We start from the raw sequence: 26,940 nt of genomic DNA on the forward strand, positions 1-26,940 counted from the left end.
AGGTAGAGACGCATGTTTGCGTCTCGTCGTTGAACGAGGCCCCGGCACGATGGAAAGCACGCGGCGCAAACGACGAGACGCAAAGATGCGTCTCTACAGCTCGTTATTCTTCGCGGCGGCTTTGCGGGTGAGGGCCGTAAGCGGCGAGCGGGTGATGTCCGATTCGCTCTCGAAACCGGTGCGGCGCACGTTGGCGGCGGGGCTTTCGCCGGTGGCGGGCAGGGCGCGGTTCATCCAGCTCAAGATGTCGGTGGTGGTGCCGGGCAGCAAGCCGTGGAAGGCGGCCAGAAACTTGGCGGGCAGCGAGAGAATGACCTCGCCGTCGCCGCGGCGGCAGGCGTTCCAGATTTGGCGGCCGGCCTGCTCGGCGCTGAGCGTGAAGCCAGGCAGCGAATCGGCAATGCTGAACCAGGCAAACTCCTTCTGCTGCTGGCCCTTGAACTCGCCATGGTCGGGGCTGCCGGTGCGCAGCAAGCCGGGGCACACGGTGGTTACCGAAATGCCGTGCTGGTGCAGCTCGGCCCGAAAGCCTTCGGAAAGGCCCACCAGCGCAAACTTGCTGGCGCTGTACGGGGCCATGTGTGGCAGCGCCACCTTGCCCCCCAGCGACGAAATATTTACGATGCGACCCGCGCTCCGGCGCCGCATGCTGGGCAGTACGGCCTGCATGGCGTGCAGCGGGGCCCAGAAATGCACGGCCATCGAGTCTTCGAAATCGCGCGCGTCCATGTTGTCCAGCGGGCCGGCCGTGATGATGCCGGCGTTGTTGATGAGCACGTCGACCGGGCCGAGGCGGGTTTCAACTTCGGCCACCATGGTGCGCACTTCTATTTCGTTGGTGATGTCGCGGGCCAGGGTCAGCACGTCGGCTTCGGCCGCGCCGGCCATGAGCAGGTCCTGGCGGGCGCGGGCCAGCTCGGCCTCGTCGCGGGCGCAGATGGCCACGCGGGCCCCTTCGGCTACGGCCTGGCGGGCCAGCACCAGGCCCAGCCCCCGCGAGCCGCCAGTGATGAGCACCACGCGGCCGCTCAGGTCGTAGGAGCCGCGCCGGTTGCCCCACATGGTGAGGGCCAGGGTAGCCGCGCCGAGGCCGGCGGCCAGCAGCCAGTTGGATTTGGAGCGTTTGGCGTGTTTCATGGTCACGTGTTTCATGGTCAATAGTATGGAAAAAGCGGCTGAAAGGTTGCAAGGCCGGAAGCGGAGGCCCGAATTTTAAACCCAGGCTGGCACGAAAGGTGGTTAACACTGCGTTCGGGATGAAATGAGCCGGCTTTTTGGCCGATATTTACTCCGTCATAGCGCTATGTTTCCGGGCGCTGTTTTTTGATTTTTCGCTTTTCTATGAAACTCTTGTTGCTCTCGCCGCTGCTGGCCCTGGCCGTGTTGTCGGCGGCTCCGGCCGCCCACGCGCAGGCCACCGTCAAAACCAAGGTGAAGCCCGCCGGCCAGCCCAGCGTGAAAACCAAAACCACCGTACCCGACGAGCCCCCCATAGTGGCACCGCCTGATGCCGTTGTTGATGCCAAGGCCAATGCCCTCACCGCCAACATGCAGCAGAACCTGGGCCTCACCCCCCAGCAAACCGAGAAGGTGCGCGTCATCAACCGCCGGGCCGTGGAGCAGGTCGAAACCGGCCGCTTGCGCTACAAAGCCGACCCGCGCAAGCTGGCTGGCGTGGTAGAAAGCGCCGGCCGCTCGCGCCTCGAAGCCCTGAAAGACGTGCTCAACCCCGCTCAGTTTGGCAAGTATCAGCGCAAGCGCGAAGAGAAAATGGGCGTACCCAATGTGCAGGGCGTGCAGGGCAACGCCGCCCCTGGCCTGGGCAGCGGCGTACCCGGCGAGTAATAGCCTAGCCTTCAAACTGTCATCCTGAGCAGAGCGAAGGACCCTATCACATCAGAATAAACTGTTTAGCAGTGATAAGGTCCTTCGCTCCGCTCAGGATGACAGCAGATTCATCATTCAATGCCGAAAAAGCGTCAGGCTCTCAGGAGGCTGACGCTTTTTCGTTGTCTCACCCGCATCACAACCGCCGCTCCCGGCGTATCCCTGCCCATGACTCCAGCCCCGCCGCCAGCCCCAAACCGCCTCGTTGCCCTTTTAGCCCGCGCCGGGCTCGACTGGTTCCTGCTGGCGCTGCTGGGCGTGGTGGCGCTGGCTTATTTCGCGCCCGGCCTGGGCAGCAAGGCCAGTCCAGTGCCCTGGCACAGCATCACCACGGTGGGCGTAGCGCTGGTTTTCTTCTTTTATGGCCTCAAGCTGAGCTTTGAAAAGCTGCGCGATGGCATGCGCAACTGGAAGCTGCACACATTGGTACAGCTCAGCACGTTTGTGCTGTTTCCGGCGCTGGCGCTGCTGGTGCGGCCGTTTTTCGGGGCCGAGGGCGGCGAGATGCTCTGGCAAAGCATTTTCTTTCTGTGCGCGCTGCCCAGCACGGTTTCCACGTCGGTGGTGATGGTGAGCATTGCGGGTGGCAACCTGCCGGCGGCCATTTTCAACGCCAGTATTTCCAGCCTGTTGGGCATCGTGCTCACGCCGCTGCTGTGCAGCTTGTTTCTGCACACCGGCACGGGCGGCGGCCAACTCTGGAGCCTGGCGGTGCAGCTGCTGTGGCAGGTGGTGCTGCCGGTAGGGGCGGGGGTACTGCTCAACTCGCGCTTCCACGCCTTCGCCGACCGCCACAAGGCTGCCCTGCGCATCTTCGACCAAGTCACCATCTTGCTCATCGTCTTCACCGCCTTCTGCGATTCCTTCGCTGATGGCATTTTCAGCCGCTACCGCCCGGCCGATGTCTTCAAGCTGGGGGCGGGCATGGTGGTACTGTACTTATTAGTATTCGCCATCATCTGGGGCCTGAGCCGCGCCCTGAGTTTCCCCCGCGCCGACCAAGTGGTGGCCGTGTTCTGCGGCTCGAAAAAGTCATTAGTGCACGGCAGCGTCATGGCCAGCCTGTTGTTTCCGGCCAGCGCGGCCACCGGCCTTATTCTATTGCCGCTGATGCTCTATCATGCCTTGCAGATTATTCTGGCCAGCAGCATGGCGCAGTACCTGGGCCGGCAGGCGGTGGTTATTGAGCCTGAGCCTGCGGCAGTAGTCAGAGTTCGATAACACCAAAAAGCCCGTCATGCTTCGACTGCGCGGACGCCCGATGAGCATGACGGGTCTTCTTTGTTCCCTACAGAAGCTACGCGCCCAGCTTCTCGCCAAAAAACGCCAGCGTCAGCGCCCAGGCTTCCTTGGCAGCTTCGGGGTGGTAGCTGGGCCGCTCATCGCAGTTGAAGCCGTGGTCGGCGTAGGAGATGACGGTGTTGATGTAAGGTTTCTTCGCTGCTTCCACGGCCTCGATAACCTGATTAATCTGCTCTTTGCCGATGTGCGCATCGAGCCCGCCCCAAAAGAAGAGGTGCGTGCCGTGCAGGTCTTTGGCGCGGTCGGCAATAGTGTGGGTGCCGCCGCCGTAGTACGACACGCCCGCCGCCAGCGGCAGCACCGCATTGGCCAGAAACGATACCCGGCCGCCCAGGCAAAAGCCGATGCTGCCAATTTTATCGGCCTTCACCAGCGGCTGCGATGTGAGCCAGTCGTAGGCCGCCTGCAGGTCCGAGGTCAGGTCGGTGTTGTTGATGGCGCTGTAGTGGGGCATGGCCACGGTGCCGAAATCGGAATAGGCAATTTCCAGGCCCGGCGCGGCGGTGCGGTGGAATAACTCGGGCGCTACCACGGCGTAGCCGGCCGCCGCCAGCCGGTCGGCCACGCTGCGAATGTGGTGGTTCACACCAAAGGCTTCCTGAAGCAGAATGATGCCCGGCACGGGGCCGGTGCTGCTGGGGAAAGCCGTGTAGGCGCGCATTTCGGTACCGTCGGCCACGGTGAGGGTGACGAAGTTTTGGTCGCTCATTATATAAAGGGGAAAGAATTGTTTCGGCCCTTAACAGCTGAGCGGGCAATTGTTCATCGCCCGGCCCATCCAGTGCGCCGTTCCAAACCGTATGAGGCTGGGAGCGGTTTACCTCCTTGTTCAAATATCCCGGCTATGAAATCCACTTCCAAAATCCGTCTCAACGTCCTCGACCAGTCGCCCATCCGGCCCGGCAGCACCGCCCGCGAGGCCCTGCTCGAAACCGTGCAGCTGGCCCAATTGGCCGACCGCCTCGGCTACACCCGCTTCTGGGTGAGCGAGCACCACAACACCAACACGCTGGCCGGCTCCACGCCCGAAGTCCTCATTGCCCACCTCGGCAGCCAGACGCAGCACCTGCGCCTGGGCTCGGGCGGCGTGATGCTGCCCCACTACTCGGCCCTGAAAGTGGCCGAGAACTTCCGCCTGCTCGAAAACCTGTTTCCCGGCCGCATCGACCTGGGCATGGGCCGCGCTCCCGGCGGCGACCGCCTCACCGCCCACGCCCTCAACCCCAGCAACACTTTCAGCGAGCAGGACTTCGTGGAGCAGCTAATGGACCTGCAAGCCTACCTGCGCGACGAGAAAGTGCCCGACACCATTCACGAGCGCGTGATGGCCATTCCCTCCACTGCCACCGCACCGGAGCTGTGGCTGCTGAGCTCCAGCGGCCAGAGCGGCCTGTTTGCCGCGCACCTGGGCATGGCGTTTTCCTTTGCCCAGTTCATCAACGGGGCCGGCGGCCCGGCGGCCGTGCGCCAGTACCGCGAGCGGTTCCGGCCCAGCCGCGAGCTGGCCGCACCGCTGGCCAACGTGGCCGTGTTCACCTTCTGTGCCGATACCGAGGAGAAGGCCGACGAGCTGCGCAAAGCCATGGACATGCAGCTGATTCGTTTCAATAAGGGCGAATTCCGCACCTTCCCTTCTACTGAGGAGGTGCGCAGCCACCGCTTCTCTACCGAAGACCAGGCCCATCTCGCCTTCAACCGCAACCGCGTGGTGAGCGGTACCCCCGAGCAGGTGCACGCCCAGTTCACCCAAATGGCGGCCGAATATGGTGTGGACGAAATCACGGCCGTCACCATCACCGCCGATTTCCAGGACCGTCTGCGCTCCTATGAGTTGCTGGCTGAAGTCTTCGAATTGCCCGCTCCGGTGGCGGCGGAGCGGGAAGCCGCTCTGGTATAGCCAGCCCTACCATCGATTTATGGTTGTGAAACACCCGGCTCATCAGCCGGGTGTTTTTGTTGGTAGTCATCTGATTTTTAGAATATTCCAAAATAGTATTGATGAAATCGGCCGGTTTGCCGCGAATAACTCAACATTATTATTTAGAATGACTCTAAATAGAGTTTGGAATGATTCTAAATAGGCTGCACCTTTGTGCTCTATTTTGAATCTGTCTAAATAACTTCATGAGGTACTTCGTCCCGCTCCTGTCGCTTTCTGTTGCTTTGTTGCCTGCCACCGGGTTTGCCCAGAATATGCCGATGCGGCATCATAAGCAGCAGCATAGCAGTGAGAACAACGGTAGCGTGACGGGCCGCGTGCTGCTGGCCGATGGCCAGCCCGCCGAGCAGGTTTCGGTGCGCCTCAAAGGCAGCGAGCGCGGCACCGTGACCGCCGCCGATGGCACCTTCACCCTGAAAGTGCCGGCCGGCTGGCAGGCGTTTGTGGTAAGCTGCCTGGGCTGCCAGGCCCAGGAAGTAGCAGTAGAAGTGCAGCCCGGCCAGACGGCCACGCTGCCGCCCTTCACGCTGGCCCGCGGCGAGCAGCAGCTTCAGGAAGTAACCGTGACCGGTGCCAAAAGCCTGAACCAGCGCACCCCCAGCGTGGGCAAAATGCCCATCGCGCCCCTCGACAACCCGCAGGCCACGCTCACCATCGAGCGGCCGGTGCTGGAGCAGCAGCAGGCCCTGCGCCTGAGCGACGTGCTGGCCAACGTGGCCGGCGTGTACGTCATGGGCGCCACCGGCGGCACCCAGGAGGAAATCGCCAGTCGCGGCTTTGCATATACCAGCGCCAATACCTTCAAAAACGGGGTGCGCTTCAACAACGGCATCATGCCGGAAGTAAGCTCCCTGGAGCGCATGGAGGTGCTGAAGGGCAGCGCGGCCATCCTATACGGCAACGTGGCAGCGGGTGGCATCCTGAACCTGGTGACCAAGAAGCCGCAGTTTGAGCGCGGCGGCTCGGTAGGGCTGCGGGTGGGCAGCTTCGGCTTCGTGAAGCCCCAGTTTGATGTGTACGGCGCGGTGGGAGAGAGCCAGAAAGTAGCCTTCCGCCTGAACGGCACCTGGGAGCGGGCCGACAGCTACCGCGACGGCGTGAAGAGTAACCGCGTGTACGTCAACCCTTCGCTGTTGTTCCGCCTCAGCCCCAAAACCGATTTGGTGATTGAAGGCGACTACCTGCGCGACAACCGCACGCCGGATTTCGGTATCGGCACCGTCGATTACCAGATTTCGGACTCGCGCAGCCGCTTCCTGAACACGGCCGACGCCACCAACGCCACCAACCAGACCAGCGCCACCGCCACCCTCACCACCCGCCTCAACAGCACCTGGCAGGTGCGGGCCGTGGGCGCGTTCCAGCGCTACGCCAACGAGTTGAAAAGTGCCAGCCGGCCCACCGCCAACGTCATCAAGCCCGGTCAGAGCTACGGCAACTGGCTCCGCAGCCTGCAACGCACCGAAACCGGCGAAAACTACTACCTCGCCCAGGTGGACCTGACGGGGAATTTCCGTACCGGCCGCATTGGCCACACGCTGCTGGTGGGGGCCGATGCCGACCAGTACAACACCAATACGCTGGCATACACCACCCAGGCGTTTGACTCGGTCAACATCCTGAACCCCAGCCGCCGCCTGGGCCAGCCCAAAGGCACCACCACCGGCTACAATGCCCTGCGCTACAACACCCGCACGCTGGGCAACACCCGCCGCGCCGGTTTCTACGCCCAGGACCTCATCAGCCTGACCGACAACGTGAAGCTGCTGGCCGGCCTGCGCTGGAGCTACCAGGAAACCCCCAGCGACGTGTACACTTACCCCGCCCTCACTGCTCCCGCCACCAACCCGGCCACGGTGAAGGAAAACCGCCGCTACGACAACGCCTTCTCGCCGCGCCTGGGCCTGGTGTACCAGCCCGTCAAAACCACGGCCATCTTCGCTTCCTATTCCAATTCCTTCGCGCCCCAGGCCAACACCGTGACCGATAACCAGGGCGGCAGCCTGCCCCCCTCAATGATTGACCAGTTTGAGGCCGGCATCAAAAATGACTTGTTCAAAGGCGCGTTGTCGGCCAATGTAACGGCTTATTACATTGTGAATAACAACCAGGCCCAAACCATTCAGCAGTATCTCGGCAGCGGCCTGAACCCGAACTACAACGCCAACTTCCCCAGTGCCCAGGAGCTGGCTGGCGAAGTCACGAGCAAGGGCGTGGAAGTAGACGTGCAGAGCCGCCCCGTGAACGGCATCTCGCTCATCGCCGGCTACAGCTACAACAACACCGCCTACACCCATAGCACGCTCTACGTGGACGGCAGCCGCCTGCGCTACAACCCCGCCCACACCGCCAACCTGAGCTTGTTCTATTCCTTTGGTAAGGTGTTTGGGGACAATGTGTTCCTGCGCGGCCTGAGTGCCGGCGCCACCGGCTACTACGTGGGCGACCGCCTGGCCGGCCGCAACCCGCGCCTCATCTACGACGCCAAAGGCAACCCCGTGACGGACACCAACAAGTACCTGGCCCTGCCCAACTACTTCCTGTTCGATGCCTCGGTGGGCTACGCCTACGAGCGGTTCTCGGTGCGCTTTAAAATGGCCAACCTGCTCAACCAGCTGAGCTACAACCTGCACGACGACAACAGCGCCAACCCCATTGCGCCCCGCACCTTCTCCACCACGCTCACCTACAAGCTGTAATCGGTCGCATTGTCAGCATTGCCGCGCTTTCAAAACAACTCGCCTGCCCAAGCTTATGACCCCGGTTAAATCCGCTTTCCGTACCGTTCACCTTTGGCTGGGCCTGGCCTCGGGGCTCATTATTGTGTTTGTATGCCTCACGGGCAGTGTGCTGGCTTTCGAGCAGGAAATCGAGCAGGCCTGGCACCCGGCGCGCTACTTCGTGGCTCCTGCTACCACGCCGCGCCTGTCGCTGGCGCAACTGGCTGAGGCCGTGAAAGCCCACAAGCCCAAAGCCAAAATCGGCGGCTTCAAGCTCTACGCCGACCCCGCCCGCACCGTGGAAGTGAGCCTGGCCGGCGGCGATGCCGGGGGCAAGAACGGCAAAGGTGGCCAGCGCGGCAGCCAGAGCCGGATGCCTGGCAAAGGCCCTGAGAAAGGCGGCAAGGGCGGCAAAGGCGATGGCGGTGGCCCCCGCATATTCGTGAACCCTTACACGGCCGCCATCACCGGCGAGCTGAACCCCCGCGACAACTTCTTCAAAACCGTGGAGCAGTTGCACCGCGGCCTGGTGGCCGGCAAAATCGGCAAGCTCGTGATGGGTGTGAGCGCCACGGTGTTTCTGTTCATTCTCGGCACCGGGCTGGTGCTGTGGTGGCCCACCGCCCGCAAAGCCCTCACGCCGCGCCTGAAGGTGAAGTGGGGCAGTGGCTGGAAGCGCCTGAACCACGATTTTCACATCTCGCTGGGCTTCTATGCTTCCGTATTCCTGTTCATCATGGCCCTCACGGGCGTGGGCATGTCGTTCGATTGGGTGGGCGCGGGCATCAACAAGCTCACCCATTCGCCCCTGAAGCGCCCCGAGCCGCCTGCTTCAACCGCGCCCGCTGTGGCCGGCACGGCCCCCTTCGCGGCTGATGCCGTGCTGGCCCTGGCCCGCCAGCAAGCCCCGGATGCCGAGTCATTCTCCGTGCAGATGCCCAAAGAGCCTGCCGGCAGCATTCGCGTAGCCATTCTGCGCCCCGGCGCCATCACCGAAAACGCCGCCGATGAAGTGTACCTCGACCAGTATTCCGGGCGCGTCATCAGCAGTCAGACGTATGCGCAGCGCCCGGTAGGCCAGCGCATTCGCGGCCTGTTCAAGCCGGTGCACACCGGGGCCATCTTTGGCTTGCCCACCAAAATTCTGGCTTTTGTTATTGGCCTGCTGGGGGCCACGTTCCCCATCACCGGCACCATCATGTGGCTGAACCGGCGGCGCAAAAGCCGCCGCAAAATGCAGCCAAAAACTGTGGCGCTAAACGTAGCAGGATGAGCAAGAAATGCTTTGTGAATTAAAATTATTAAATTAATTATATTATAAGCCTTTGGTTTTGCCTACGCTATTTACTGATGAATAGATTGTTGTAACCATTAGTAGAAAGGTTGCGTAAAACGAATAATTATAAAAATGGCTTCCCATTTTGGAGCAGGTTTCCAGTTTTGGTACTGATTATAAAATAATTATATAATATTATATAATTGGTAATCAAATAGTTGCCATGAAAAGAATGAGTTGGCAAATGGATTGCATCGCGGGTAGAAGATTCACTAAATCATCTGCTTATGTTCAATCTATACGCTTCTATTCGAATCATTTTATTGGCACTTCTGCTATGTTGCGCAGCTTGGCAAGCACAGGCTGCTCAATTTCAATACGTTAGCGCCGTGGCTTCCTCGCTGAATACGGCCAATACAGCGCATGCCATCGACAACTCAGCAATGACGGCGGCCACTCTGACGGCTCCAGCACTGCTTGGCAGTGCCCGTTTGCGTCTGGGTTTTGGTTCGGTGGTGCCGCAGGGCGGCGTGGCCGGCCTCATCATCCAGGCCGGCTCTAATCTGGATTTATCGCTGTTGAGCAACATGACCATTCGTACTTATATGGGCTCGAATGCGTCGTATGAGGAGAGCATGCCGCTCAATAGCATCATCAGCCTAAGTGCGCTAAGCGCGGGCGCGGGCAAGACCACCGTGGAGTTTCCGGTGAACAAAGCCTTCAATCAGGTTGAGTTGCGCATCTCGGGTTTGCTAAACGCGAGCTTCGATGTCGATGTGTATTCGGCCTACGGTACATTCACGCCGCTGCCGGTAGAGCTGGCAACTTTTCAGGGCAAAAGCACGGCGGGCGGTGTGGCATTGGCCTGGAGCACGGCCTCGGAGCGCAACAGCGACCATTTCGTTGTGGAGCGGGCCGCCGATTCGCCGGAGAATTTCCGGGCCATTGGCCAGGTGCAGGGGGCGGGCACCACGTCGCAGCGCACCCAGTACGATTTTGTGGATGCCCGTCCGGCGGCGCTCAGCTACTACCGGCTGCGGCAGGTAGACCGCGACGGCATCACCAGCTTCAGCCCCGTGGTGGTGGTGAAGAGCAGCGCTTTCAGCCAGCCGCTGGCCGTGTATCCCAGCCCGGCCACTGAAAACGTGGTGATTACGGGAGCCGTTGGCACTCGCTACGCCTTATTTGACCAGCTGGGCCGACAGTTGCAGGCGGGGGAGGTGCAAAATGGCGCCGGCCCAGTGCTCGATGTGCGTGCCCTGCCCGGTGGCGTGTACTTTGTCCGTGACCTGAGCACCGGCAGCAGCACCCGCTTCGTGAGGGCCGCTGCTGAATAGAACCGGCCAGAACCGCCGGCTAACTGCTTAACCGAGTGCCCCGAATATCGCAATTCGGGGCACTTGCTGTTTCAGGCCAACGTCTCCCAACCCAATTTCAGGATAAACACGCTGACTACCACCAGAAACAGCACGCGCACAAAGCCTGTGCCGCGCTGCATGGCCAGCCGCGTGCCCAGCATGGAGCCCAGCACGTTGCACACCGCCATGGGCAGCGCCACCTGGTACAGCACCTGCCCGGTTGAGACGAAGTAGGCCAGCCCGGCAATGTTGGTGGCCACGTTCACCACTTTGGCCGAGGCCGAAGCCGCCAGAAAGTCGTAGCCAAACAGCCCCACGAAGGCAAACAGCAGCAGACTGCCCGTGCCCGGCCCAAAAAAACCGTCGTAAAACCCGATGCTCGCCCCCAGGGCCACGCCCGTCCACAACTCGCGGCGGCCGTGCAGGCGCGGTGCGTGCAAACTGCCAAAGTCCTTGCGCCAGAAGGTGTAAGCGGCCATGAGCACCAGCAGCGCCAGTACCAGCGGCTTCACCAGTTCTTTGTTGAGGCCGCTCACGGCGCGGGCCCCCAGCAGCGCGAAGCAGCCCGCCACCACGGCCGCCACCGCCACCGTGCGCCAACGAATGGGTACGTCTGTGAGGCCTTTTAAATAGCGAAATGCCGAGGCCGACGTGCCCGCCAGACTGGCCACCTTGCCAGTGCCCAACACGGTGGGAACGGGCACGTTGGGAAGTAGCAATAGCAGGGCCGGCAGCTGAATCAGCCCACCGCCACCCACCATCGAGTCGATAAAACCGGCCAGAAAGGCGAAAAAGCTTAACAGTGCCAACACGGGCACGGCAATGCTATCAGTCATATAATGGTAAGTAAACTAACGAGCATGTTGCGGCGCGGCAATAAAAGCCAGCCCGAATAGCAGCCCGGGTACAAGCAAGCAAATAACTATTGGCTTAAAGTTGCTTTTCACTGGAAGTGTGTGCCAATCAGTGATAAAACGCTTGGCGTAAGTCTCCAGCGCCAGCCCAGCCAGTATGCTGGTGAGCCAAGAAAACCACGGCATAAACAGCAATGGCAAAAAGCGGGCAAACAGGTACATTGTGAGCACCGTGTAAAGGATGCAGCAGACCAAAGCCATACGGGCAGTTCCCGGCTGCTGCACATCTTTCAGGTTCCGCGCGGTCATTGCTCCGCCCACTACGGGGTTGAACAGCAGCGATAAAAGCCGAATGCCCCCCGCCGAATAAAGAGGACGGCGTGGGGGATGCGCCGTTACTGCGCTGCCAAACTGCATGGCCTAGAACGGTGGCTCCTCGCCGAAGCTGTTGCTCTTCGGGAAAGGCACCGGCGACTCGTTAATCTTCGAGCCCAGACGAATGGTCGTGGGGGCGAAGGGGCTCGGCTCGTTGTCGAAGTTGCTGGCGGGCAGGCCCATGGGCTGGTAGCCGCTGGGGTCGAAGCCGCCGCCCACACCGTCGAGGTCGGCGAACTTGGTGAACTTGCCGATGAACTTGAGCTGCACGGTTTCGAGTGAGCCGTTCCGGTGCTTGGCGATGATGACTTCGCCCACGCCCTGGGTCGAGTTGCCCTCGGCGTCCTGGTCGAGGCCGTAGTATTCGGGGCGGTAGAGGAAGATTACCATGTCGGCATCCTGCTCGATGGAGCCCGATTCACGCAGGTCACTCAGTTGCGGCTTCTTGTCGCCGCCCCGCGTTTCCACCGAGCGCGAAAGCTGCGACAGCGCCAGTACGGGCACGTTCAGCTCCTTGGCAATGCCCTTGAGGGCCCGCGATATGCTGGCGATTTCCTGCTCACGGTTGCCGCCGCGGCCGTCGGTGTTGCCACTCATCAGCTGCAGGTAGTCGACGATAATCATCTGCACGTCCTTCTGCGAGCGCAGGCGGCGGCACTTGGTGCGCAGCTCGCGGATGCTCAGGCCCGGCGTATCATCAATGTAGATGGGCGCGGCCGAGAGGGCCGTGATTTTGTGGTTGAGCTGCTGCCATTCGTGGTCGGCGAGGCTGCCTTTCTTGATTTTCTCAGAATCCAGCTCTGCTTCGGCCGAAATCAGACGATTGACAAGCTGGAGCGAGGACATTTCCAGCGAGAAAATGGCCACGGCTTTCTTAAAATCGACCGCCGCGTTGCGCATGGCCGATACCACGAAGGCGGTTTTGCCCATGCCCGGGCGGGCGGCAATAATCACAAGGTCAGACGGTTGCCAGCCGCTCGTGACGCGGTCCAGGGCCGAGAAGCCGGTGGGTACCCCGGTCAAACCATCCGACTGGTTTTTCTTTTCCTCAAGCTCTTTGATGGCCTTGCCCATCAGGCTCCGCATGTCATCAAAGTTCTTGCGGATGTTCGATTCCGATACCTCAAACAGGGCCGACTCGGTATCATCGAGCAGCTTGAACACATCCGTCGTGTCCTCGAAAGCATCGCGCTGAATTTCGCTCGAAATCCGAATCAGCTCGCGCTTGATGGCGGTTTCGGTGATGATGCGGGCGTGGTATTCGACGTTGGCGGCCGAGTTCACTTTCAGCGTCAGGTTGGCCACGTAGAAGGGGCCGCCGGCGGCCTCGAGTTCGCCCATCTCGCGCAACTCGTGCACCACGGTGAGCTGGTCGATGGGCTCCGACTTATCGAACAGCCGAATGACGGCGCGGTAAATGCGCTGGTGGCTGTCTTTATAAAAGCTCTCGGGCTTGAGCAGGTCAATCACCGAGGTGAGGGCATCCTTTTCCAGCATCAGGGCGCCGAGCACGGCCATTTCGAGCTCGGGGGCCTGGGGCGGCAGCTTGCCGGCCGCACTGGCATTCTGGGGGACCACCATGCCGCCCCGATTGGTCCAAGCCGCCTTGGCACGGGCGGCGGATTGCTTCAGGCGGTCATCCATTTGGTCGGGCATAGGGAAAGGTGGCTAGCTAAGGTAACGAAATAGCGGGGACAACGAGGCCGGCCCGGGAAATAAAACCGAGCCGGCCACGATATACACAAAGTTAACCCCGACGATACGGAAAAGATTGGCTCGCGCCCGCTATTCTTTCGGGCCGGGAATGGCGGCGGCGGCCCGGCCTTTGTACTTTCGCGCCCTTGCTTTCTGATTGTCAGGGGCTCGTTGGCGGTGGCCGTTTTGTGCGTTGGCCCGCGCCGCGCCGGAATATTGTTCCCCGCCAAACCCTGACTAACAACCGACAACGAGCAAAAGACAACTAACGACAACCCTGATTTGGAATCCTCCTCCAGCCCCGCCACCTCCCCCGAAGCCATTCACCTCATCGCAGTGGGCGGCAGCATCATGCACAACCTGGCGCTGGCCCTGCACCGCCGCGGCGCCCGCGTCACGGGCTCCGACGATGAAATTTTCGAGCCCGCCAAAGGCCGCCTCGCCGCCGCCGGCCTGCTGCCGGCCCAGGAAGGATGGGACCCGGCCCGCATCACGCCCGACCTCACGGCCGTTATCGTGGGCATGCACGCCCGCCCCGACAACCCCGAGCTGCTCCGGGCTCAGGAATTGGGCCTGAAAATCTACTCTTTCCCCGAATACATTTACGAGGCCAGCCGCGACAAGCAGCGCATCGTCATCGGCGGCTCGCATGGCAAAACCAGCATCACGGCCTGCATTCTGCACGTGTTGCGGTTCCACAATCGCAAGTTCGACTATGCGGTGGGCGCGCAGCTGGCGGGCTTCGATTTGATGGTGCAACTGACCGACGATGCGCCCATCATCATCATCGAAGGCGACGAATACCTGTCGTCGCCGGTGGACCGGCGGCCCAAGTTTCATCTCTATCAGCACCACATTGGCGTGATTTCGGGCATCAGCTGGGACCACATCAACGTGTTTCCGACCGAGGAAATCTACCGCGAGCAGTTCCGCATTTTTGCCGATATGACGCCCAAAGCCGGCGTCCTTATCTACGACCGCGACGACGAGCAGGTGCAACTCGTGAGCGTGCCCACCAACCCCGACGTCACCTACATCGGCTACGGGCCGCACGAGCACGTTATCCGCGACGGCCGCACGTTCCTCATCACCAAAAAGGACGAAGAGGTGCCCGTGCAGGTATTTGGCGAGCACAACCTGCGTAATATTTCGGCCGCGAAGGAAGTGTGCAAGCAGCTGGGCATCAAAGGCAAGGATTTCTTCCGGGCGGTGGCCACGTTCCCCGGCGCGGCGCGGCGGCTGGAACTGGTGCGTGAAGGTGCTACCTCGGTGGTCTACAAAGATTTCGCCCACGCGCCCAGCAAGCTCAAAGCCACCGCCACGGCCCTGAAAAAGCAGTTTCCGCAGCGCCGCCTGGTGGCCTGTCTGGAACTGCACACCTTCAGCAGCCTCAACCCGGCCTTTTTGCCGCAGTATGCGCACTGCTTCGATGCGCCCGACGTGGCGGTGGTGTACTTCAACCCGCACGTGCTGGAGCACAAGCGCCTGCCGCCGCTGGCTGCCGCTACCGTGGCCGAAGCCTTCCAGCGACCTGATATCAAAGTTATTACCAATAGCGCCGAGCTGGCCGCGTTTTTGAAAAGCCAGTCCTGGGACAATGCCAACCTGCTGCTCATGTCCTCGGGCACGTTCGACGGGCTGGACTTGGCCGGGCTGGCCGCCGAAATCACCGGCTAAGCATGAAACCAACGCTGCTACTGCTGCACGGGGCGCTGGGCAGCCCCGAAACCCTGAAGCCGTTGGCCGGGCTGTTGGCGGCCGACTTCGATGTGAAAATGCTGGCGTTTGCGGGCCACGGTGGGAGGGAGGTCCAGCCCGATACGTTCAAGCTGCAGCACTTTGCCGATGAAGTGCTGACGTTTTTAGCGGAGCACGAAGCCGGTCCGGCGCACGTATTCGGCTATAGCATGGGCGGCTATGCAGCCCTGCTGGGCGCCACGCAGGAGCCCGCCCGGTTCGCCAGCGTCAGCACACTGGGCACCAAACTGGACTGGTCGCCGGAATCAGCCGCTGCCGAAACCCGTTTTCTCGACCCCGAAAAGATACTGGCCAAGGTCCCGGCCTTCGCCGAAGCCCTGCGTCAGCGCCATGCGCCCGCTGACTGGGCCGCCGTGCTACGCGCCACTGCCGCCCTGATGACGGCCGCCGGGGCCAGTCCGCCGCTCTCCACCGAGGCGCTGGCGGCGCTGCCCGTGCCGCTGCAGCTGCTGGTGGGCGATGCCGACCACACGGCCGGCAGCCCGACGGGCCGGGCATTGGCGGCGAGGCTGCCCCGGGCCCGCTTCGAGCTACTGCCCGACACTGGGCATCCGCTGGAGCAGGCTAATCCGGAGCTGCTGGCGGCTTGCATCCGGAATTTTGCCTTGGGAAATCCGGGGCAGAAAGGATAAAAAAAGCCCGCTATTCAGCGGGCTTTTTTGGTTCGATGGGTGCAGGCGGCCGTTTCTTATCGGTGGTAATGAGCAGTGCCAGTGCCGTGAGGGCGGCCCGTAGCAGCCATTTGTTGCGCGTGTTCATTTTGCAGCGGCCGAGGAAAAGAGAGAATTGTTGGTGTCCACTTTCAGGTCGCAGGTGCTGCCGCCCACTTTCTCGCCGCAGGTGCTGCCCACGATGCGACCGTTTTCAAAATTGAAGAAGCACATGGGGCAGCCCTGGCCGGTGATGGTGTAGCGCTCGGCGGTGGGCCGCAGGTAGTAAGTGTTGTCGCCGCCGGCAGTGAGGGGCAGGGCCATTGCCCGGAACATGCCATTGCGCAGGCCCATGCCAATGAGGTAGTAGCTCACCGGCTCGTCGGGGCCGGCGGGGGCTTTGCGCACCTGAATTTTATCGACCACCGTGCCGTCGCCGAACTGCCGGATGAAGGCTTTGGCCAGCTCGCTGCGGGGCGTGGTGTACTCCGTGGAGCTGTCGGTGAAATGCACGATTTGCCGGCTTTCGGGTTTGGCAATGGCCTCGCCCTTGATGCGGTTGGGACTGCCGAACTCGGCTGGTTTGGTGCTTTCGCACGACATGGCCAGCAGCATTACTAAAATGCTCAACAGGCTCAAACCGAGTAGACGAGGCAGATATTTCATAAAGGCAATGAGGAATGAAGCATGAGGAATGAAGAATTAATTGGTTGAACGGCAATTCCTCATTCCTCAGTGCTGATTGAGTGCCGCGTGCTAGCGGGGCTTGTAGTACTTACGGGCTTCCGGCAATTCGCGCTGAATATCCGCGATGCGGGTGCCATTGGAAGGGTGAGTGGAAAGGAATTCGGGCGGCGAAGCCTGGTTCTCGCGGGCATCCATGCGCTGCCAGAACGTAATGGCGCCGTCGGGATTGTACCCGGCCATGGCCATGAAAATCAGCCCCAAGTGGTCGGCTTCCGATTCCTGGTTGCGGCCGTATTTCAGCAAGCCCACCTGAGAGCCCACACCGAAGGCCTGTAACGCCAATTGCTGCGTGGCGGCGCTGTTGGTGGAGAGCGCGGCCGATAGGGCCTGCCCGCCCAGCTGCTGCACAAGGCCCTGGCTCATGCGCTCGGAACCGTGCTTGGCCACGGCATGCGCAATTTCGTGCGACATCACCACGGCCAGGCCGTTCTCGTCCTGCGTGATGGGCAGAATGCCGGTGTACACGGCCACTTTGCCGCCGGGCATGCACCAGGCATTCTGCTGGGCATCGTCCTGAATTACATTGAATTCCCACTGATAGCCGGCCAGCTGGTCGGAGGCGTTTTGCTGGCGGAAATAGCTTTCCACGGCCGCCTGAATGCGCTGGCCTACGTTCCGTACCATGGCCACCTGCTGCGAGTTATTGGAGAGCGGGCCTTTGGCGATGACGTCGCGATACTGCGTGGCGGCCAGGGTGTTGATTTCGCTGTCGCTTACGAGGCTGAGCTGGCGGCGGCCCGTGATGGGCACCGTGGAGCAGGCAGCCAGAAAGGCTAGGCTGGCTACGAGGGTGAGTTTTCTAAGCATGGGAGTGAGAAAGAAAGATGGGTGGCAGCGCGGGCTGCCGTTGCGGCCTATACGGCAGCAGGGCGGGGTAAAGTTTTGGCTTTATCCGGCTACCGGGCCGGAAAAACCAGCCGTCCGATTGCCGTAAGCCAACGGGGAGCCGTAGTTTTGACATATCTACGACCCGCCTTTCCCGTCGCCATGAAAATCATCTGCATCGGCCGCAACTACGCCGACCACATTGCCGAGCTGCACAACGAGGTGCCCAGCGCCCCGGTCATCTTTATGAAGCCCGAAACGGCGCTGCTGCAACGCGGCCAGCCGTTTTTCATCCCCGAATTCTCGCAGGACATTCACCACGAATTGGAGCTGGTGCTGCGCGTGAGCAAGAACGGCCGCCACATCGACGAGCAATTTGCCCTCAATTACTTCGACGCCATCGGCCTGGGCATCGACTTCACGGCCCGCGACCTGCAGGCCGAGCTCAAGAAGAAAGGCCTGCCTTGGGAACTGGCAAAAGCCTTTGATGGCTCAGCCCCGATTTCGCCCACCTTCAAGCCCGTGGCCGAGTTTGCTGACCTGGCCAACATCAATTTTCATCTCACGGTGAATGGCGAGACCCGCCAGACCGGCAACTCCGGCCTGATGCTGCACCCCTTCGCCAAAATCATCGCCTTCGTGTCGAAATATATCTCCCTGAAAATGGGCGACCTGATATTCACCGGCACGCCCGCCGGCGTGGGGCCCGTGAAAATGGGCGACCAGCTGGAAGGGTTTCTGGAAGGGGAGAAGCTGCTGGAACTGGGGATTCGTTAGAATATTAGGGACGGGTGTAGAGACGCATACTGGCGTCTCGGCGTTGAATGGGGGCGCCAGGCGCGTTCAGACGGCGCGAACGCCGAGACGCCAGTATGCGTCTCTACACCCGTTCATCGACATCAAGAATTAGCTGAATTAAAAGAAGCGTTATTGTGCAAAAGGGAAAGCTGAGTGTGCGGTTGATAGTAAGTGTGTTTTTGGTGCTGCTGGCGTGGCGGGTAGGGGGGCAGGAGGCCGATTCTTCCGACCACGACCACAGCCTGACCGAGCTGCTGAATGCCGGGCGGCCCACCGTGGCTCCGGGGTATTTCATGTTTCCCATTGCGCCGGGCAAGCCGGGCTTCCTGGCCGGGAGCATGGGCGAGCTTCGGCCCAACCACTTCCACGGCGGCCTCGACATCAAGACCGGCGGCGGGGTGAACCAGCCCGTGTACGCCGCCGCCGATGGCTACGTGTCGCGCCTCAAGCAGTCGTCTTTCGGCTACGGCAACGTGCTCTACATCACGCACCCGAATGGCCTGACCACCGTGTACGGGCACCTGAACGAGTTCAAGGGCGCGTTTGCGGCAGAGCTGCTGCGCCGGCAGTACGACAAGCAGAGCTACGAGCTGGAATGCTTCTTCGAGAAGGACCGGTTTCCGGTGAAGAAGGGCGAACTGGTGGCGCTGAGCGGTAATACGGGCGGCTCGGCCGGCCCGCACCTGCACTGGGAAGTGCGCGACGCCCAGGACCGGCAGTACAACCCGCTGCAATGGGGCGGCTTCCCTGAGATTCAGGACCACGTGGCGCCCACCATGCAGGCGTTTGCGCTGGAGCCGCTCGGCATTGAGGCGCGGGTAAAGAATGTGTTTGCCAAGGCGCTGTTTGTGCCCAAGGTGCAGCCGGGGCCGGGCGTGGCCACCAACTGGGCAGATACCATCAGCTGTTTCGGCACGGTGGGCTTGCTGATTCAGGGCTTTGATAGATTTGACAATGCCTGGAATAAGAACGGCATCCAGCGAGTGGCGGTGAAGGTGAACGGACAGCCGTTTTACCAGCACAACATCGACGCGATACCCTTCCCGACGGGCACCCGGCAGGTGGGCAACTTCGTCGATTTCCTGTACCAGAACACCCAGGGCCGCACCCTGCAAAAGCTGTGGGTCGACGACGGCAACGACCTGCTGATGTACGCCACCACCAGCCCCGGCAAGGGCCGCCTGAACGTGGAAGCCGGCAAAATCTACAACGTCGACATCACCCTGGCCGACTCCTACAACAACCAGACGCCCCTGCATCTGGTGCTGCGCGGCGAGCAGCCCGAATACTTCAAAACCCGCTCCGGCACGGTGAAGAAGACGGCTCTGCGCTTCGAGGTGACGCGCAACTTGCTAAAAGCCGTGGCCGCCGACCCGAGCACCGACTCCGTGGGGGCCAACCTGGTGCTGCTGCGCGGCAACCGCCGCCTCGAAATAAAGCCCAGCTACACCCAGAACAGCGAAAACGTGTACCTGTACGACCTGCGCGCCGGCCTGCCCGACTCCCTGCGCTTCGGCAGCATCACGAAGAAATTCGACCGGCAGGTGATGATTCCGGCCGGCAAGGAAACCAACTACGCCACGGCCAAGCTCAACGTCATGTTTGGCAAGGAAACGCTGTTTGGCAACATTTACCTGGGCACCAGCTACAAGCCCGAGCCCACTGGCAGCGGCTTCTGGACGGTGGGCTCGCCGCTGCTGCCGCTCTACCACACGGCCGTGCTCACGCTCAAGCCCGTCGCCCCGCCCGCCGACCCGGCCCGCACCGCTATCTACGCGGCTACCGCGGCCGGCGGCAAGGCTTACCTCGGCGGCAAGTGGGACGAGCAGGGCAACATCACGGCCAATATCCGCCAGTTCGGCTCCTACCGCATTCTCACCGATACCGTGGCCCCCAAAGGCAGCCTCATCGGGCGGCCCGGCGGGCAGGTGCTTTTCCGCGTCGGCGACGACCTTTCCGGCCTGGCCAGCTACCGCCTGTTGGTGGGTGGCAAGTTCCGTTTGCTACGCTTCGAGCACAAGCATTCCACGCTGTTTTCGGTGGCGACGGATACGCTTGGTGCCCGTTTGAAAGGTCCCGCCGAATTACGCCTGACGGACCAGGCCGGCAACGAGCGGGTGATTCCCCTGAGCTTGTAGGGGCGGAGAGGAGTAAGCGGAATACTCCCCTCCTTACCAAGGAGGGGATGCCGGCGCAAAGCGCTGGCTGGGGTGGTTGTGGCGTTGAACAGCGCCCGAACCAGTCCAGTACCGCCATTCAACGCCCACAACCACCCCCGTTTCAGCTTCGCTGAAACATCCCCTCCTTGGTAAGGAGGGGAGTTTTCCGTTCTTTCGTCTTCGTTAATCAACCACCTACACCATGCCCCTCGAACCCGGCCAACCCGCCCCCGATTTCACCGCCCAGGACCAGGACGGCAACACTGTTTCCCTGAAGGATTTCCACGGTCAGAAAGTCGCCCTCTACTTTTATCCCAAGGATGACACCCCCGGCTGCACCGCCCAGGCCTGCAACCTGCGCGACCATCAGGAAGAGCTCAAAGCCCACAACATCCAGGTTATCGGCGTGAGCATTGACGGCGAGGCCGCGCATAAGAAATTCGCTCTCAAGTACGACCTGCCCTTTCCGCTGCTCGTCGATACCGACAAGACCATCGTGCAGGCCTACGGCGTGTGGCAGGAAAAGAAAAACTACGGCAAGACCTACATGGGCACCGTCCGCGCCACGTTCCTGATTGACGAAAACGGCCTGATTGAGAAGATTATCAAGAAAGTCGACACCAAAGAGCACGCCGCCCAACTGCTGAAGTAGCCCTGATAAGTGGCAGTGCTTCGCCCCGGAACAGGGCGGTTAGCCCATCCCGCCATTTACTACCTTTACCCACCGAACCCAACTATTCCCACATGGCCGATACCACCACCACCAAAACCGTTGAGCAGCCCGAGAAATCGAACGAAGAGCTGAAGGAAATTGCCACCCAGGTGCGCCGCGACATCGTGCGCATGGTGCACGCCGTGAACTCGGGCCACCCCGGCGGCTCGCTCGGCTGCACCGATTTGTTCGTGGCCCTCTTCTTCAAGGTGATGAAGCACCACCCCGAGCCCTTCGACATGGACGGCAAGGACCAGGACATTTTCTTCCTGTCCAACGGCCACATTTCGGCCACCTGGTACTCGGTGCTGGCCCGCTCCGGCTACTTCCCCGTCAGCGAGCTGAGCACGTTTCGCAAGCTCAATTCGCGGCTCCAGGGCCATCCCACCACCCACGAGGGTTTGCCCGGCATCCGCGTGGCCTCCGGCTCGTTGGGCCAGGGCCTGAGCGTGGCCTGCGGCGCGGCCCAGGCCAAAAAAATGAACGGCGACAAGCAGCGCGTGTTCGTGCTCATGGGCGACGGCGAACTCGAAGAAGGCCAGAACTGGGAGGCCGCCCTCTACGCCAGCCACCACAAAATCGACAACCTCGTGGCCATCGTGGACCGCAACGGCCAGCAGATTGACGGCTCGACCGACGAAATCGGCGGCCTTGGCGACGTGGCTGAGAAGTTCAAAGCCTTCGGCTGGCACGTCATCGAAGGCGACGGCAACCATTTTGAATCCCTCATCCCCAGCCTCGAAAACTGCGTAGCCGCCACCGGCAAAGCCAAGCCCGTCATGTTCGTAATGGACACGAAAATGGGCTTCGGCGTCGATTTTATGATGGACGGCCACAAGTGGCACGGCGTCGCTCCGAATGATGCCCAGCTGGCCACGGCCCTCGATGAGCTGAAAGTAGGCACCGAAGGCGATTACTAGGTCGCGGCTGTTGCTCATGCTGCCGCGCTTGCTCCGGGCCTTGTGTTTCCTGTTGCTGGTGGCCCCTCTGGGGCTGCCAGTACAGGACGCCCATGCCCAAAATGCCCCGCCCGAAAAGCCCAAGGTTACCCGCATTCTGTTCCTGCTCGATGCCTCGGGCTCGATGATGGCGCCCTGGGAAGGCCAGCCCCGCTGGGAGGTGGCCAAGCGCATGCTCAGCAAAATGGTCGACTCGCTCAACGCCTATCCCAACCTGGAGTTGGGCCTGCGCGTGTACGGCCACCAGTACCCGAACTCGGAGAAAAACTGCCAGGACTCGAAGCTCGAAGTGGCCTTCGCACCCCGCAACGCCGCCGCCATCAAGAAGAAGCTAACTACGCTCAAGGCGCAAGGCAACACGCCCATCACGTACTCGCTGGAGCAGTCGGCCAACGATTTCCCCACCGATAAGCAGTCGCGCAATGTGTTGCTGCTGATTACGGACGGCCTCGAATCGTGCAACCGCGACCCCTGCGCGGCCTCCCTGGCCCTGCAGCGCAAGCACGTTTTTCTCAAGCCGTTCGTCATCGGCATCGGGGCTGAGCGGGATTTCGGCAAGCAGCTCGAATGCCTCGGCCAGTACTACAACGCCGCCGAGGTGAAGACCTTCCGCACGGTGATGAACGACGTCATCGCCAAAACGCTGAGCAAAACCACCGTCTCGGTGAACCTCACCGACGCCAACGGCAAGCCTGTGGAAACGAACGTCAACATGACCTTCGTGAACAACGTGACCGAGCAGCCGGAGTACAACTACGTGCACTACCGCGACGCCCAGGGCAAGGCCGACGTGCTCGACATCGACGCCCTCCAGAGCTACGACCTCGTGATAAACACCGTCCCGCCCGTGCGCCAGGCCAACATTCCCATCACTCCCGGCAAGGCCAACGTGCTCACCTACAAAACTCCGCAGGGCACCCTCTGGCTGCAAAACCCGCCGCTCTCGCCCAACCCCTACGGCACCATCCGCGCCGTAGTGCGCAGCCCGAATGGCGCTACCGTCACGGCTGGCACCTTCGGCACCCGCCAGAAGCTGCTGGCCGGCAACTACGAAGTGGAAGCTCTCACGCTACCGCGCACCGTGCGCCGCCTCACCATCAAGCAAGGTCAGGAATACACCTTCACCTACGACGCCCCCGGCACCCTCAACATCACCTCCGACCTGAAAGGCTACGGCAGCATCTATCAATTGAACGATGATGAGTCGCAAACCTGGATTTATGACCTGTCGCAGGGTGGGAGTAGCAAAATAAACCTGCCTATGCAGCCCGGGGCTTACCGCTTAGTATTCCGTACCGCCACTAGCAACGGCAGCAAGTACACGGACGTGCGCAATTTCAGTATCCGCAGCGGGCAAACGACTTCAGTAGCCATTTTTGGAAAGTAGTAGTACGACTATGCAGAAAGCATTTACATGGCTAGAGCGGGTATTGGTTGGCGTAGCTGCCATCGGTTTCGTGCTAATTCTTTTCTCTACCACAGGTGGCCCCATCATGGTGGTACTCGGGTTAGCTTTTCTGTCGCTCCTGTATTTCGTTGGCGGCTATTTTCAGCCAGCTAAAGCGGGGCAGAAGAACTCAGCCAAATTGGCTTTGGTCAAAATAGCGAGCGGCTTTACCCTCTCAATTTTAGTAATCGGGCTCCTATTCAAATTCATGCTGTGGAATGGGGCGGCCATTATGCTCTTAGCTGGCTTAGGCAGTACAGCAATAGTGGCTATTGCTGCTATTGCCTTGACTTTTGCAGAATACAGCATGGTTAGTGTTCTACGGCGTATTGCCATATGGGTGGGTTTAGGAGTGGTGCTTTTCTTGACCAATACGACCACCTTATTCGAAATTCATCATCCGAACGATTCCGTTATGATTGATAAATTTCGCGCCAAAGAGGCTCACCCTGGCGACCCAATTTATCAGGCAGATTTCGACGACTACCGGCGTCAGCAGCAAGCCCAACAACACACGCAATAACTGATTTCTAATTTCCCAATGAAAGACTTCCCCTACACCGAATCCAAAGACACCCGCAGCGGCTTCGGCGCTGGTCTGGCTGAGCTGGGCGCCAGCAACCCCAACGTTGTGGCCCTCTGCGCCGACCTCACCGGCTCGCTCAAGATGGACGCCTTCAAAAAGGCTTTCCCCGACCGATTTTTCCAGGTTGGCATTGCCGAGGCCAACATGATGGGCGTAGCCGCCGGCATGACCATTGGCGGCAAAATCCCCTTCACGGGCACCTTTGCCAACTTCAGCACCGGCCGCGTCTACGACCAGATTCGCCAGAGCATTGCTTACTCCGGCAAAAACGTGAAAATCTGTGCCTCGCACGCCGGCCTCACACTGGGCGAAGACGGCGCCACCCACCAGATTCTGGAAGACCTCGGCATGATGAAAATGCTGCCCGGCATGACCGTCATCAACCCCTGCGATTACAACCAGACCAAAGCCGCCACCATCGCCATTGCCGACCACGAAGGCCCCGTGTACCTGCGCTTCGGCCGCCCCGTGGTGCCCAACTTCACGGCCCCTGACCAGAAATTTGAAATCGGCAAAGCCTGGCTGATGAACGAAGGCACCGACGTGAGCATTTTCGCCACCGGCCACCTCGTGTGGAAAGCCGTGCTCGCCGGCAAGCTCCTGGCCGAGAAGGGCATCAATGCCGAAATCATCAACATCCACACCATCAAGCCGCTTGATGCCGAAGCCATCCTAGCCTCGGCCCGCAAAACCGGCTGCGTGGTAACCGCCGAAGAGCACCAGATGAACGGCGGCCTCGGCGACAGCATCGCCCAGCTGCTGGCCCGCGAAGAGCCTCTGCCTCTGGAAATGGTGGCCGTGCACGACAGCTTCGGCGAAAGCGGCACCCCCGACCAGCTAATGGAGAAATACGGCCTCACCGATAAGGCCATTGTGGAAGCCGTGGAAGCGGTTATGAAGCGGAAGAAATAACGTGGTCTGAGTACATCAAAAAAGCCCCTGCAGCAACTTGGCTGCAGGGGCTTTTTTGATGGGAAAGGATGCCAATCATAAGCAGAAAAAGAAACTGCGAACGGTTATTTCTTGCGACTGAAGCGGGTGGTAATACCGTCCTGTGTCACATTGAAACCTGTGGGGTTGCCACTAGCATCCAGCGAAAACTGCACGGTTTGGTCAGAAAACTCGCGCATGCGGAAGGTATTGTTTTTGTAAGCATCCAGGTGAATCATGGGCGAGGTGCTTAAGGTCAGTTCTTTGTTGCCAAACATTACGTTTGTGGTGTTGCCGTTTAGCTCATACTGGCCGGCCAGGGTTTTTAGAAAGTTGGGGTCAAGTAGGTGGGCATCGGCTTTTTTAATGAACACCACTTCCTTTTCATCCATGCTGATTTTGGCCTGCTGAATGTTGCCCTGGGCATCGGCAGCAAACGTGAAGGAACTGGTGCCAAAAAATTCATCGTCGGCGGAGGAAAAACGGTCGTAGTGATAATGTTCCAGCGGCAGGCTCTGGTGGTTGAAGGTGAAGCGCAGCTTGCCGGCATCCAGGCTGATGTCCAGCACGCCGTAGGCCGGGTCTTCGTATTGGCCCACATAGTCGGCGAGCGGGTGCGAGGGCGTGGTGTTAGGCACCCGGTCGGTGTCGGGCTTCTTGCGGGCGGCGCGGGCCGTGGCCTTGCCAAGGCGGTAGTTTTTCAGGTTTCGCTCGTTCCAGGGCGTGGGCGGCAGGCCCAGCACCCGGTCGTAGACGATGTTGGTCAGAATATTCGTCATCGGGCTCCCGTGGGCTCCGTTAACAAATACAATAATTCCGATGCTATCGGCGGGCAAAAAAGATACGCGTGAATAAACGCCGTTTATTGCCCCGCCGTGCTCAGTCCGGTAGTGTCCTTTGTAACTGGAAGTTGACCGGCCCATCCCATACATCGAATTAATAGATTCGAATTCTTTTTGTGGAACGGTGGCGGCAAGCGCCGCTGGCTGCATCGTGGCCTGAACGATGGCGTTCGGCACAACCACCTTGCTGTTGTATTTGCCGCCGTGCATTTGCACAATCAACCAATGCGACATGTCGCCGAGGTCGGAAATGATAGACCCCGCTGGCCCCAGGCCTTGCCAGCGGGTGTAAAAAGAGTACGGCAACAGGGTGGTCGTGTCGTGCTTTTCATAATAGGCAGTGAGAAAATCCGGCTGTTTCAGCATTGCTTCAGTAGATGAAACAGTTCGGGACATGCCCAGCGGCTCGAAGAACTTGGTGCGGACATATTCTTCCCAACTTTGCCCCGATAGCTGCTCCACAATGTGCCCGGCCGCGGCATACATCATGTTGTTGTACAAATACCCCTGGCGTAGTGGCAGGTTGGGTTCCAAGTACTTCAGCCGCTCGAACAACTGCTGCCGGCTAAAGTCCGAGTTGTACCAAATATTGTCGTGCCGCGACATGCCGGTGCGGTGCGAAAGCATGTCCCGAATGGTGATGTTGGCCGTCAGCTCGTCGTTGTAGAACTGAATTTGCGGCACGTAGTTTTTCACCGGTTTGTCCCAGTCCAGTTTGCCTTCTTCCACCAGCAGCCCCACCGCGGTGGCGGTGAAAAGCTTGGTGTTCGACCCAATGGGGAACAACGTATTGGGCGTTACGGGCAGCTTTTTTTCTAAGTCGCGGTAGCCGTAGCCCTGGGCAAAAACCAGCTTGTTTTTTACCACCACCGCCACGCCGCAGCCCGGCACATTCCAGTCCTTGAGCAGCTGCGCCACGGTTTTGTCGAATCCGTTGAGCGATTTCTTGACGTCCAGCTTTTGCTGGGCGCTGGCCTGGCCACCCGTCAGGAGCAGCAGCCCCAACAAGTAGAAGTGTAGTCTTACTTTCATGCAGCTAGTAAATGAGTTGAACCTGACTTATGCCAAGCGTTCAAATGTAGCCATATATTTCATTAATATTGTATAATATCAATAATTTA

Annotated in this window: 23 protein-coding genes; 15 read left to right on the forward strand and 8 right to left on the reverse strand. The window is 60.4% G+C overall.

What is annotated here, in order from left to right:
- Positions 1-93: 93 nt before the first annotated feature.
- Positions 94-1,152 (reverse strand): SDR family NAD(P)-dependent oxidoreductase, encoded by a 1,059-nt coding sequence (locus ACYVM5_RS13515; RefSeq protein WP_460618639.1) that lies wholly within the window; start codon positions 1,150-1,152, stop codon positions 94-96.
- A gap of 189 nt (positions 1,153-1,341) precedes the next feature.
- Between ACYVM5_RS13515 and ACYVM5_RS13520 the strand changes: the two genes are divergently transcribed.
- Together ACYVM5_RS13520 and ACYVM5_RS13525 are read left to right on the forward strand one after the other, a co-directional pair.
- On the forward strand, positions 1,342-1,845 hold the full coding sequence (locus ACYVM5_RS13520; RefSeq protein WP_460618640.1) for a hypothetical protein: 504 nt from the start codon (positions 1,342-1,344) through the stop codon (positions 1,843-1,845).
- Positions 1,846-2,055: 210 nt separating this feature from the next.
- Positions 2,056-3,108 (forward strand): bile acid:sodium symporter family protein, encoded by a 1,053-nt coding sequence (locus tag ACYVM5_RS13525; RefSeq protein WP_460618641.1) that lies wholly within the window; start codon positions 2,056-2,058, stop codon positions 3,106-3,108.
- A gap of 76 nt (positions 3,109-3,184) precedes the next feature.
- Here the strand turns inward: ACYVM5_RS13525 and ACYVM5_RS13530 are convergent, their stop codons facing one another.
- Positions 3,185-3,898: a dienelactone hydrolase family protein gene (locus ACYVM5_RS13530; protein WP_460618642.1), complete on the reverse strand. Its 714-nt coding sequence runs from the start codon at positions 3,896-3,898 to the stop codon at positions 3,185-3,187.
- 135 nt (positions 3,899-4,033) lie between these two features.
- Between ACYVM5_RS13530 and ACYVM5_RS13535 the strand changes: the two genes are divergently transcribed.
- The 4 genes from ACYVM5_RS13535 (at position 4,034) to ACYVM5_RS13550 (ending at position 10,461) form a co-directional block, all read left to right on the forward strand.
- Positions 4,034-5,086, forward strand: coding sequence for an LLM class flavin-dependent oxidoreductase (locus ACYVM5_RS13535; protein ID WP_460618643.1), 1,053 nt, complete (start codon positions 4,034-4,036; stop codon positions 5,084-5,086).
- A 266-nt stretch (positions 5,087-5,352) separates the two neighbouring features.
- Positions 5,353-7,827 carry a TonB-dependent siderophore receptor gene (locus ACYVM5_RS13540; RefSeq protein WP_460618644.1) on the forward strand — a complete coding sequence of 825 codons (2,475 nt, stop codon included), beginning with the start codon at positions 5,353-5,355 and terminating at the stop codon, positions 7,825-7,827.
- 55 nt (positions 7,828-7,882) lie between these two features.
- Positions 7,883-9,121 (forward strand): PepSY-associated TM helix domain-containing protein, encoded by a 1,239-nt coding sequence (locus ACYVM5_RS13545; RefSeq protein ID WP_460618645.1) that lies wholly within the window; start codon positions 7,883-7,885, stop codon positions 9,119-9,121.
- A 392-nt stretch (positions 9,122-9,513) separates the two neighbouring features.
- Positions 9,514-10,461, forward strand: a complete 948-nt coding sequence (locus ACYVM5_RS13550) for a T9SS type A sorting domain-containing protein (protein WP_460618646.1) — start codon at positions 9,514-9,516, stop codon at positions 10,459-10,461.
- A gap of 71 nt (positions 10,462-10,532) precedes the next feature.
- Here the strand turns inward: ACYVM5_RS13550 and ACYVM5_RS13555 are convergent, their stop codons facing one another.
- Genes ACYVM5_RS13555 through dnaB form a run of 3 tightly spaced genes read right to left on the reverse strand, consistent with a single transcriptional unit; the run spans position 10,533 to position 13,292 of the window.
- Positions 10,533-11,318 carry a sulfite exporter TauE/SafE family protein gene (locus ACYVM5_RS13555; protein ID WP_460618647.1) on the reverse strand — a complete coding sequence of 262 codons (786 nt, stop codon included), beginning with the start codon at positions 11,316-11,318 and terminating at the stop codon, positions 10,533-10,535.
- A 15-nt stretch (positions 11,319-11,333) separates the two neighbouring features.
- Positions 11,334-11,753, reverse strand: coding sequence for a hypothetical protein (locus ACYVM5_RS13560; protein WP_460618648.1), 420 nt, complete (start codon positions 11,751-11,753; stop codon positions 11,334-11,336).
- 3 nt (positions 11,754-11,756) lie between these two features.
- Complete coding sequence (gene dnaB / locus ACYVM5_RS13565) at positions 11,757-13,292, reverse strand: replicative DNA helicase (RefSeq protein ID WP_460620186.1); 1,536 nt, start codon at positions 13,290-13,292, stop codon at positions 11,757-11,759.
- A 396-nt stretch (positions 13,293-13,688) separates the two neighbouring features.
- Here dnaB and ACYVM5_RS13570 point away from each other — a divergent pair, with 396 nt between their 5' ends.
- Together ACYVM5_RS13570 and ACYVM5_RS13575 are read left to right on the forward strand one after the other, a co-directional pair.
- On the forward strand, positions 13,689-15,083 hold the full coding sequence (locus ACYVM5_RS13570; RefSeq protein WP_460618649.1) for a UDP-N-acetylmuramate--L-alanine ligase: 1,395 nt from the start codon (positions 13,689-13,691) through the stop codon (positions 15,081-15,083).
- A gap of 2 nt (positions 15,084-15,085) precedes the next feature.
- A complete protein-coding gene (locus tag ACYVM5_RS13575) occupies positions 15,086-15,796 on the forward strand; it encodes an alpha/beta fold hydrolase (protein ID WP_460618650.1) in 711 nt (236 codons plus the stop codon).
- Positions 15,797-15,919: 123 nt separating this feature from the next.
- Here ACYVM5_RS13575 and ACYVM5_RS13580 read toward each other — a convergent pair whose 3' ends face one another.
- Together ACYVM5_RS13580 and ACYVM5_RS13585 are read right to left on the reverse strand one after the other, a co-directional pair.
- A complete protein-coding gene (locus tag ACYVM5_RS13580) occupies positions 15,920-16,480 on the reverse strand; it encodes a hypothetical protein (RefSeq protein WP_460618651.1) in 561 nt (186 codons plus the stop codon).
- A gap of 90 nt (positions 16,481-16,570) precedes the next feature.
- Entirely contained in the window at positions 16,571-17,368 is a 798-nt protein-coding gene (locus ACYVM5_RS13585; protein WP_460618652.1) for a M48 family metallopeptidase, read from the reverse strand.
- A gap of 180 nt (positions 17,369-17,548) precedes the next feature.
- Here ACYVM5_RS13585 and ACYVM5_RS13590 point away from each other — a divergent pair, with 180 nt between their 5' ends.
- The 7 genes from ACYVM5_RS13590 to ACYVM5_RS13620 all read left to right on the forward strand — a co-directional run bounded on the left by ACYVM5_RS13590 (position 17,549) and on the right by ACYVM5_RS13620 (position 24,959).
- A complete protein-coding gene (locus tag ACYVM5_RS13590; protein ID WP_460618653.1) occupies positions 17,549-18,163 on the forward strand; it encodes a fumarylacetoacetate hydrolase family protein in 615 nt (204 codons plus the stop codon).
- Positions 18,164-18,318: 155 nt separating this feature from the next.
- On the forward strand, positions 18,319-20,322 hold the full coding sequence (locus tag ACYVM5_RS13595; RefSeq protein WP_460618654.1) for a M23 family metallopeptidase: 2,004 nt from the start codon (positions 18,319-18,321) through the stop codon (positions 20,320-20,322).
- A 223-nt stretch (positions 20,323-20,545) separates the two neighbouring features.
- Entirely contained in the window at positions 20,546-20,995 is a 450-nt protein-coding gene (gene bcp / locus ACYVM5_RS13600) for a peroxiredoxin (protein ID WP_460618655.1), read from the forward strand.
- A 92-nt stretch (positions 20,996-21,087) separates the two neighbouring features.
- Complete coding sequence (locus ACYVM5_RS13605; RefSeq protein ID WP_460618656.1) at positions 21,088-21,975, forward strand: transketolase; 888 nt, start codon at positions 21,088-21,090, stop codon at positions 21,973-21,975.
- Positions 21,976-21,991: 16 nt separating this feature from the next.
- Complete coding sequence (locus ACYVM5_RS13610) at positions 21,992-23,401, forward strand: vWA domain-containing protein (RefSeq protein WP_460618657.1); 1,410 nt, start codon at positions 21,992-21,994, stop codon at positions 23,399-23,401.
- 10 nt (positions 23,402-23,411) lie between these two features.
- Entirely contained in the window at positions 23,412-23,984 is a 573-nt protein-coding gene (locus ACYVM5_RS13615) for a hypothetical protein (protein WP_460618658.1), read from the forward strand.
- Positions 23,985-24,002: 18 nt separating this feature from the next.
- The gene (locus ACYVM5_RS13620) at positions 24,003-24,959 is read left to right on the forward strand and encodes a transketolase family protein (RefSeq protein ID WP_460618659.1); all 957 of its coding nucleotides are present in this window, start codon (positions 24,003-24,005) and stop codon (positions 24,957-24,959) included.
- A 104-nt stretch (positions 24,960-25,063) separates the two neighbouring features.
- Here ACYVM5_RS13620 and ACYVM5_RS13625 read toward each other — a convergent pair whose 3' ends face one another.
- Positions 25,064-26,851 (reverse strand): serine hydrolase, encoded by a 1,788-nt coding sequence (locus ACYVM5_RS13625; protein ID WP_460618660.1) that lies wholly within the window; start codon positions 26,849-26,851, stop codon positions 25,064-25,066.
- Between the last annotated feature and the right edge of the window lie 89 nt (positions 26,852-26,940).

This window comes from Hymenobacter ruber (assembly GCF_054783255.1).

What these genes read in the sequence shown, in the direction of transcription:
- ACYVM5_RS13515 (WP_460618639.1), bottom strand. Translation starts at nt 1,152, where the DNA reads ATGAAACACGTGACCATGAAACACGCCAAACGCTCCAAATCCAACTGG.
- ACYVM5_RS13520 (WP_460618640.1), top strand. Translation starts at nt 1,342, where the DNA reads ATGAAACTCTTGTTGCTCTCGCCGCTGCTGGCCCTGGCCGTGTTGTCG.
- ACYVM5_RS13525 (WP_460618641.1), top strand. Translation starts at nt 2,056, where the DNA reads ATGACTCCAGCCCCGCCGCCAGCCCCAAACCGCCTCGTTGCCCTTTTA.
- ACYVM5_RS13530 (WP_460618642.1), bottom strand. Translation starts at nt 3,898, where the DNA reads ATGAGCGACCAAAACTTCGTCACCCTCACCGTGGCCGACGGTACCGAA.
- ACYVM5_RS13535 (WP_460618643.1), top strand. Translation starts at nt 4,034, where the DNA reads ATGAAATCCACTTCCAAAATCCGTCTCAACGTCCTCGACCAGTCGCCC.
- ACYVM5_RS13545 (WP_460618645.1), top strand. Translation starts at nt 7,883, where the DNA reads ATGACCCCGGTTAAATCCGCTTTCCGTACCGTTCACCTTTGGCTGGGC.
- ACYVM5_RS13555 (WP_460618647.1), bottom strand. Translation starts at nt 11,318, where the DNA reads ATGACTGATAGCATTGCCGTGCCCGTGTTGGCACTGTTAAGCTTTTTC.
- ACYVM5_RS13560 (WP_460618648.1), bottom strand. Translation starts at nt 11,753, where the DNA reads ATGCAGTTTGGCAGCGCAGTAACGGCGCATCCCCCACGCCGTCCTCTT.
- dnaB (WP_460620186.1), bottom strand. Translation starts at nt 13,292, where the DNA reads ATGGTGGTCCCCCAGAATGCCAGTGCGGCCGGCAAGCTGCCGCCCCAG.
- ACYVM5_RS13575 (WP_460618650.1), top strand. Translation starts at nt 15,086, where the DNA reads ATGAAACCAACGCTGCTACTGCTGCACGGGGCGCTGGGCAGCCCCGAA.
- ACYVM5_RS13580 (WP_460618651.1), bottom strand. Translation starts at nt 16,480, where the DNA reads ATGAAATATCTGCCTCGTCTACTCGGTTTGAGCCTGTTGAGCATTTTA.
- ACYVM5_RS13585 (WP_460618652.1), bottom strand. Translation starts at nt 17,368, where the DNA reads ATGCTTAGAAAACTCACCCTCGTAGCCAGCCTAGCCTTTCTGGCTGCC.
- ACYVM5_RS13590 (WP_460618653.1), top strand. Translation starts at nt 17,549, where the DNA reads ATGAAAATCATCTGCATCGGCCGCAACTACGCCGACCACATTGCCGAG.
- bcp (WP_460618655.1), top strand. Translation starts at nt 20,546, where the DNA reads ATGCCCCTCGAACCCGGCCAACCCGCCCCCGATTTCACCGCCCAGGAC.
- ACYVM5_RS13605 (WP_460618656.1), top strand. Translation starts at nt 21,088, where the DNA reads ATGGCCGATACCACCACCACCAAAACCGTTGAGCAGCCCGAGAAATCG.
- ACYVM5_RS13610 (WP_460618657.1), top strand. Translation starts at nt 21,992, where the DNA reads ATGCTGCCGCGCTTGCTCCGGGCCTTGTGTTTCCTGTTGCTGGTGGCC.
- ACYVM5_RS13615 (WP_460618658.1), top strand. Translation starts at nt 23,412, where the DNA reads ATGCAGAAAGCATTTACATGGCTAGAGCGGGTATTGGTTGGCGTAGCT.
- ACYVM5_RS13620 (WP_460618659.1), top strand. Translation starts at nt 24,003, where the DNA reads ATGAAAGACTTCCCCTACACCGAATCCAAAGACACCCGCAGCGGCTTC.
- ACYVM5_RS13625 (WP_460618660.1), bottom strand. Translation starts at nt 26,851, where the DNA reads ATGAAAGTAAGACTACACTTCTACTTGTTGGGGCTGCTGCTCCTGACG.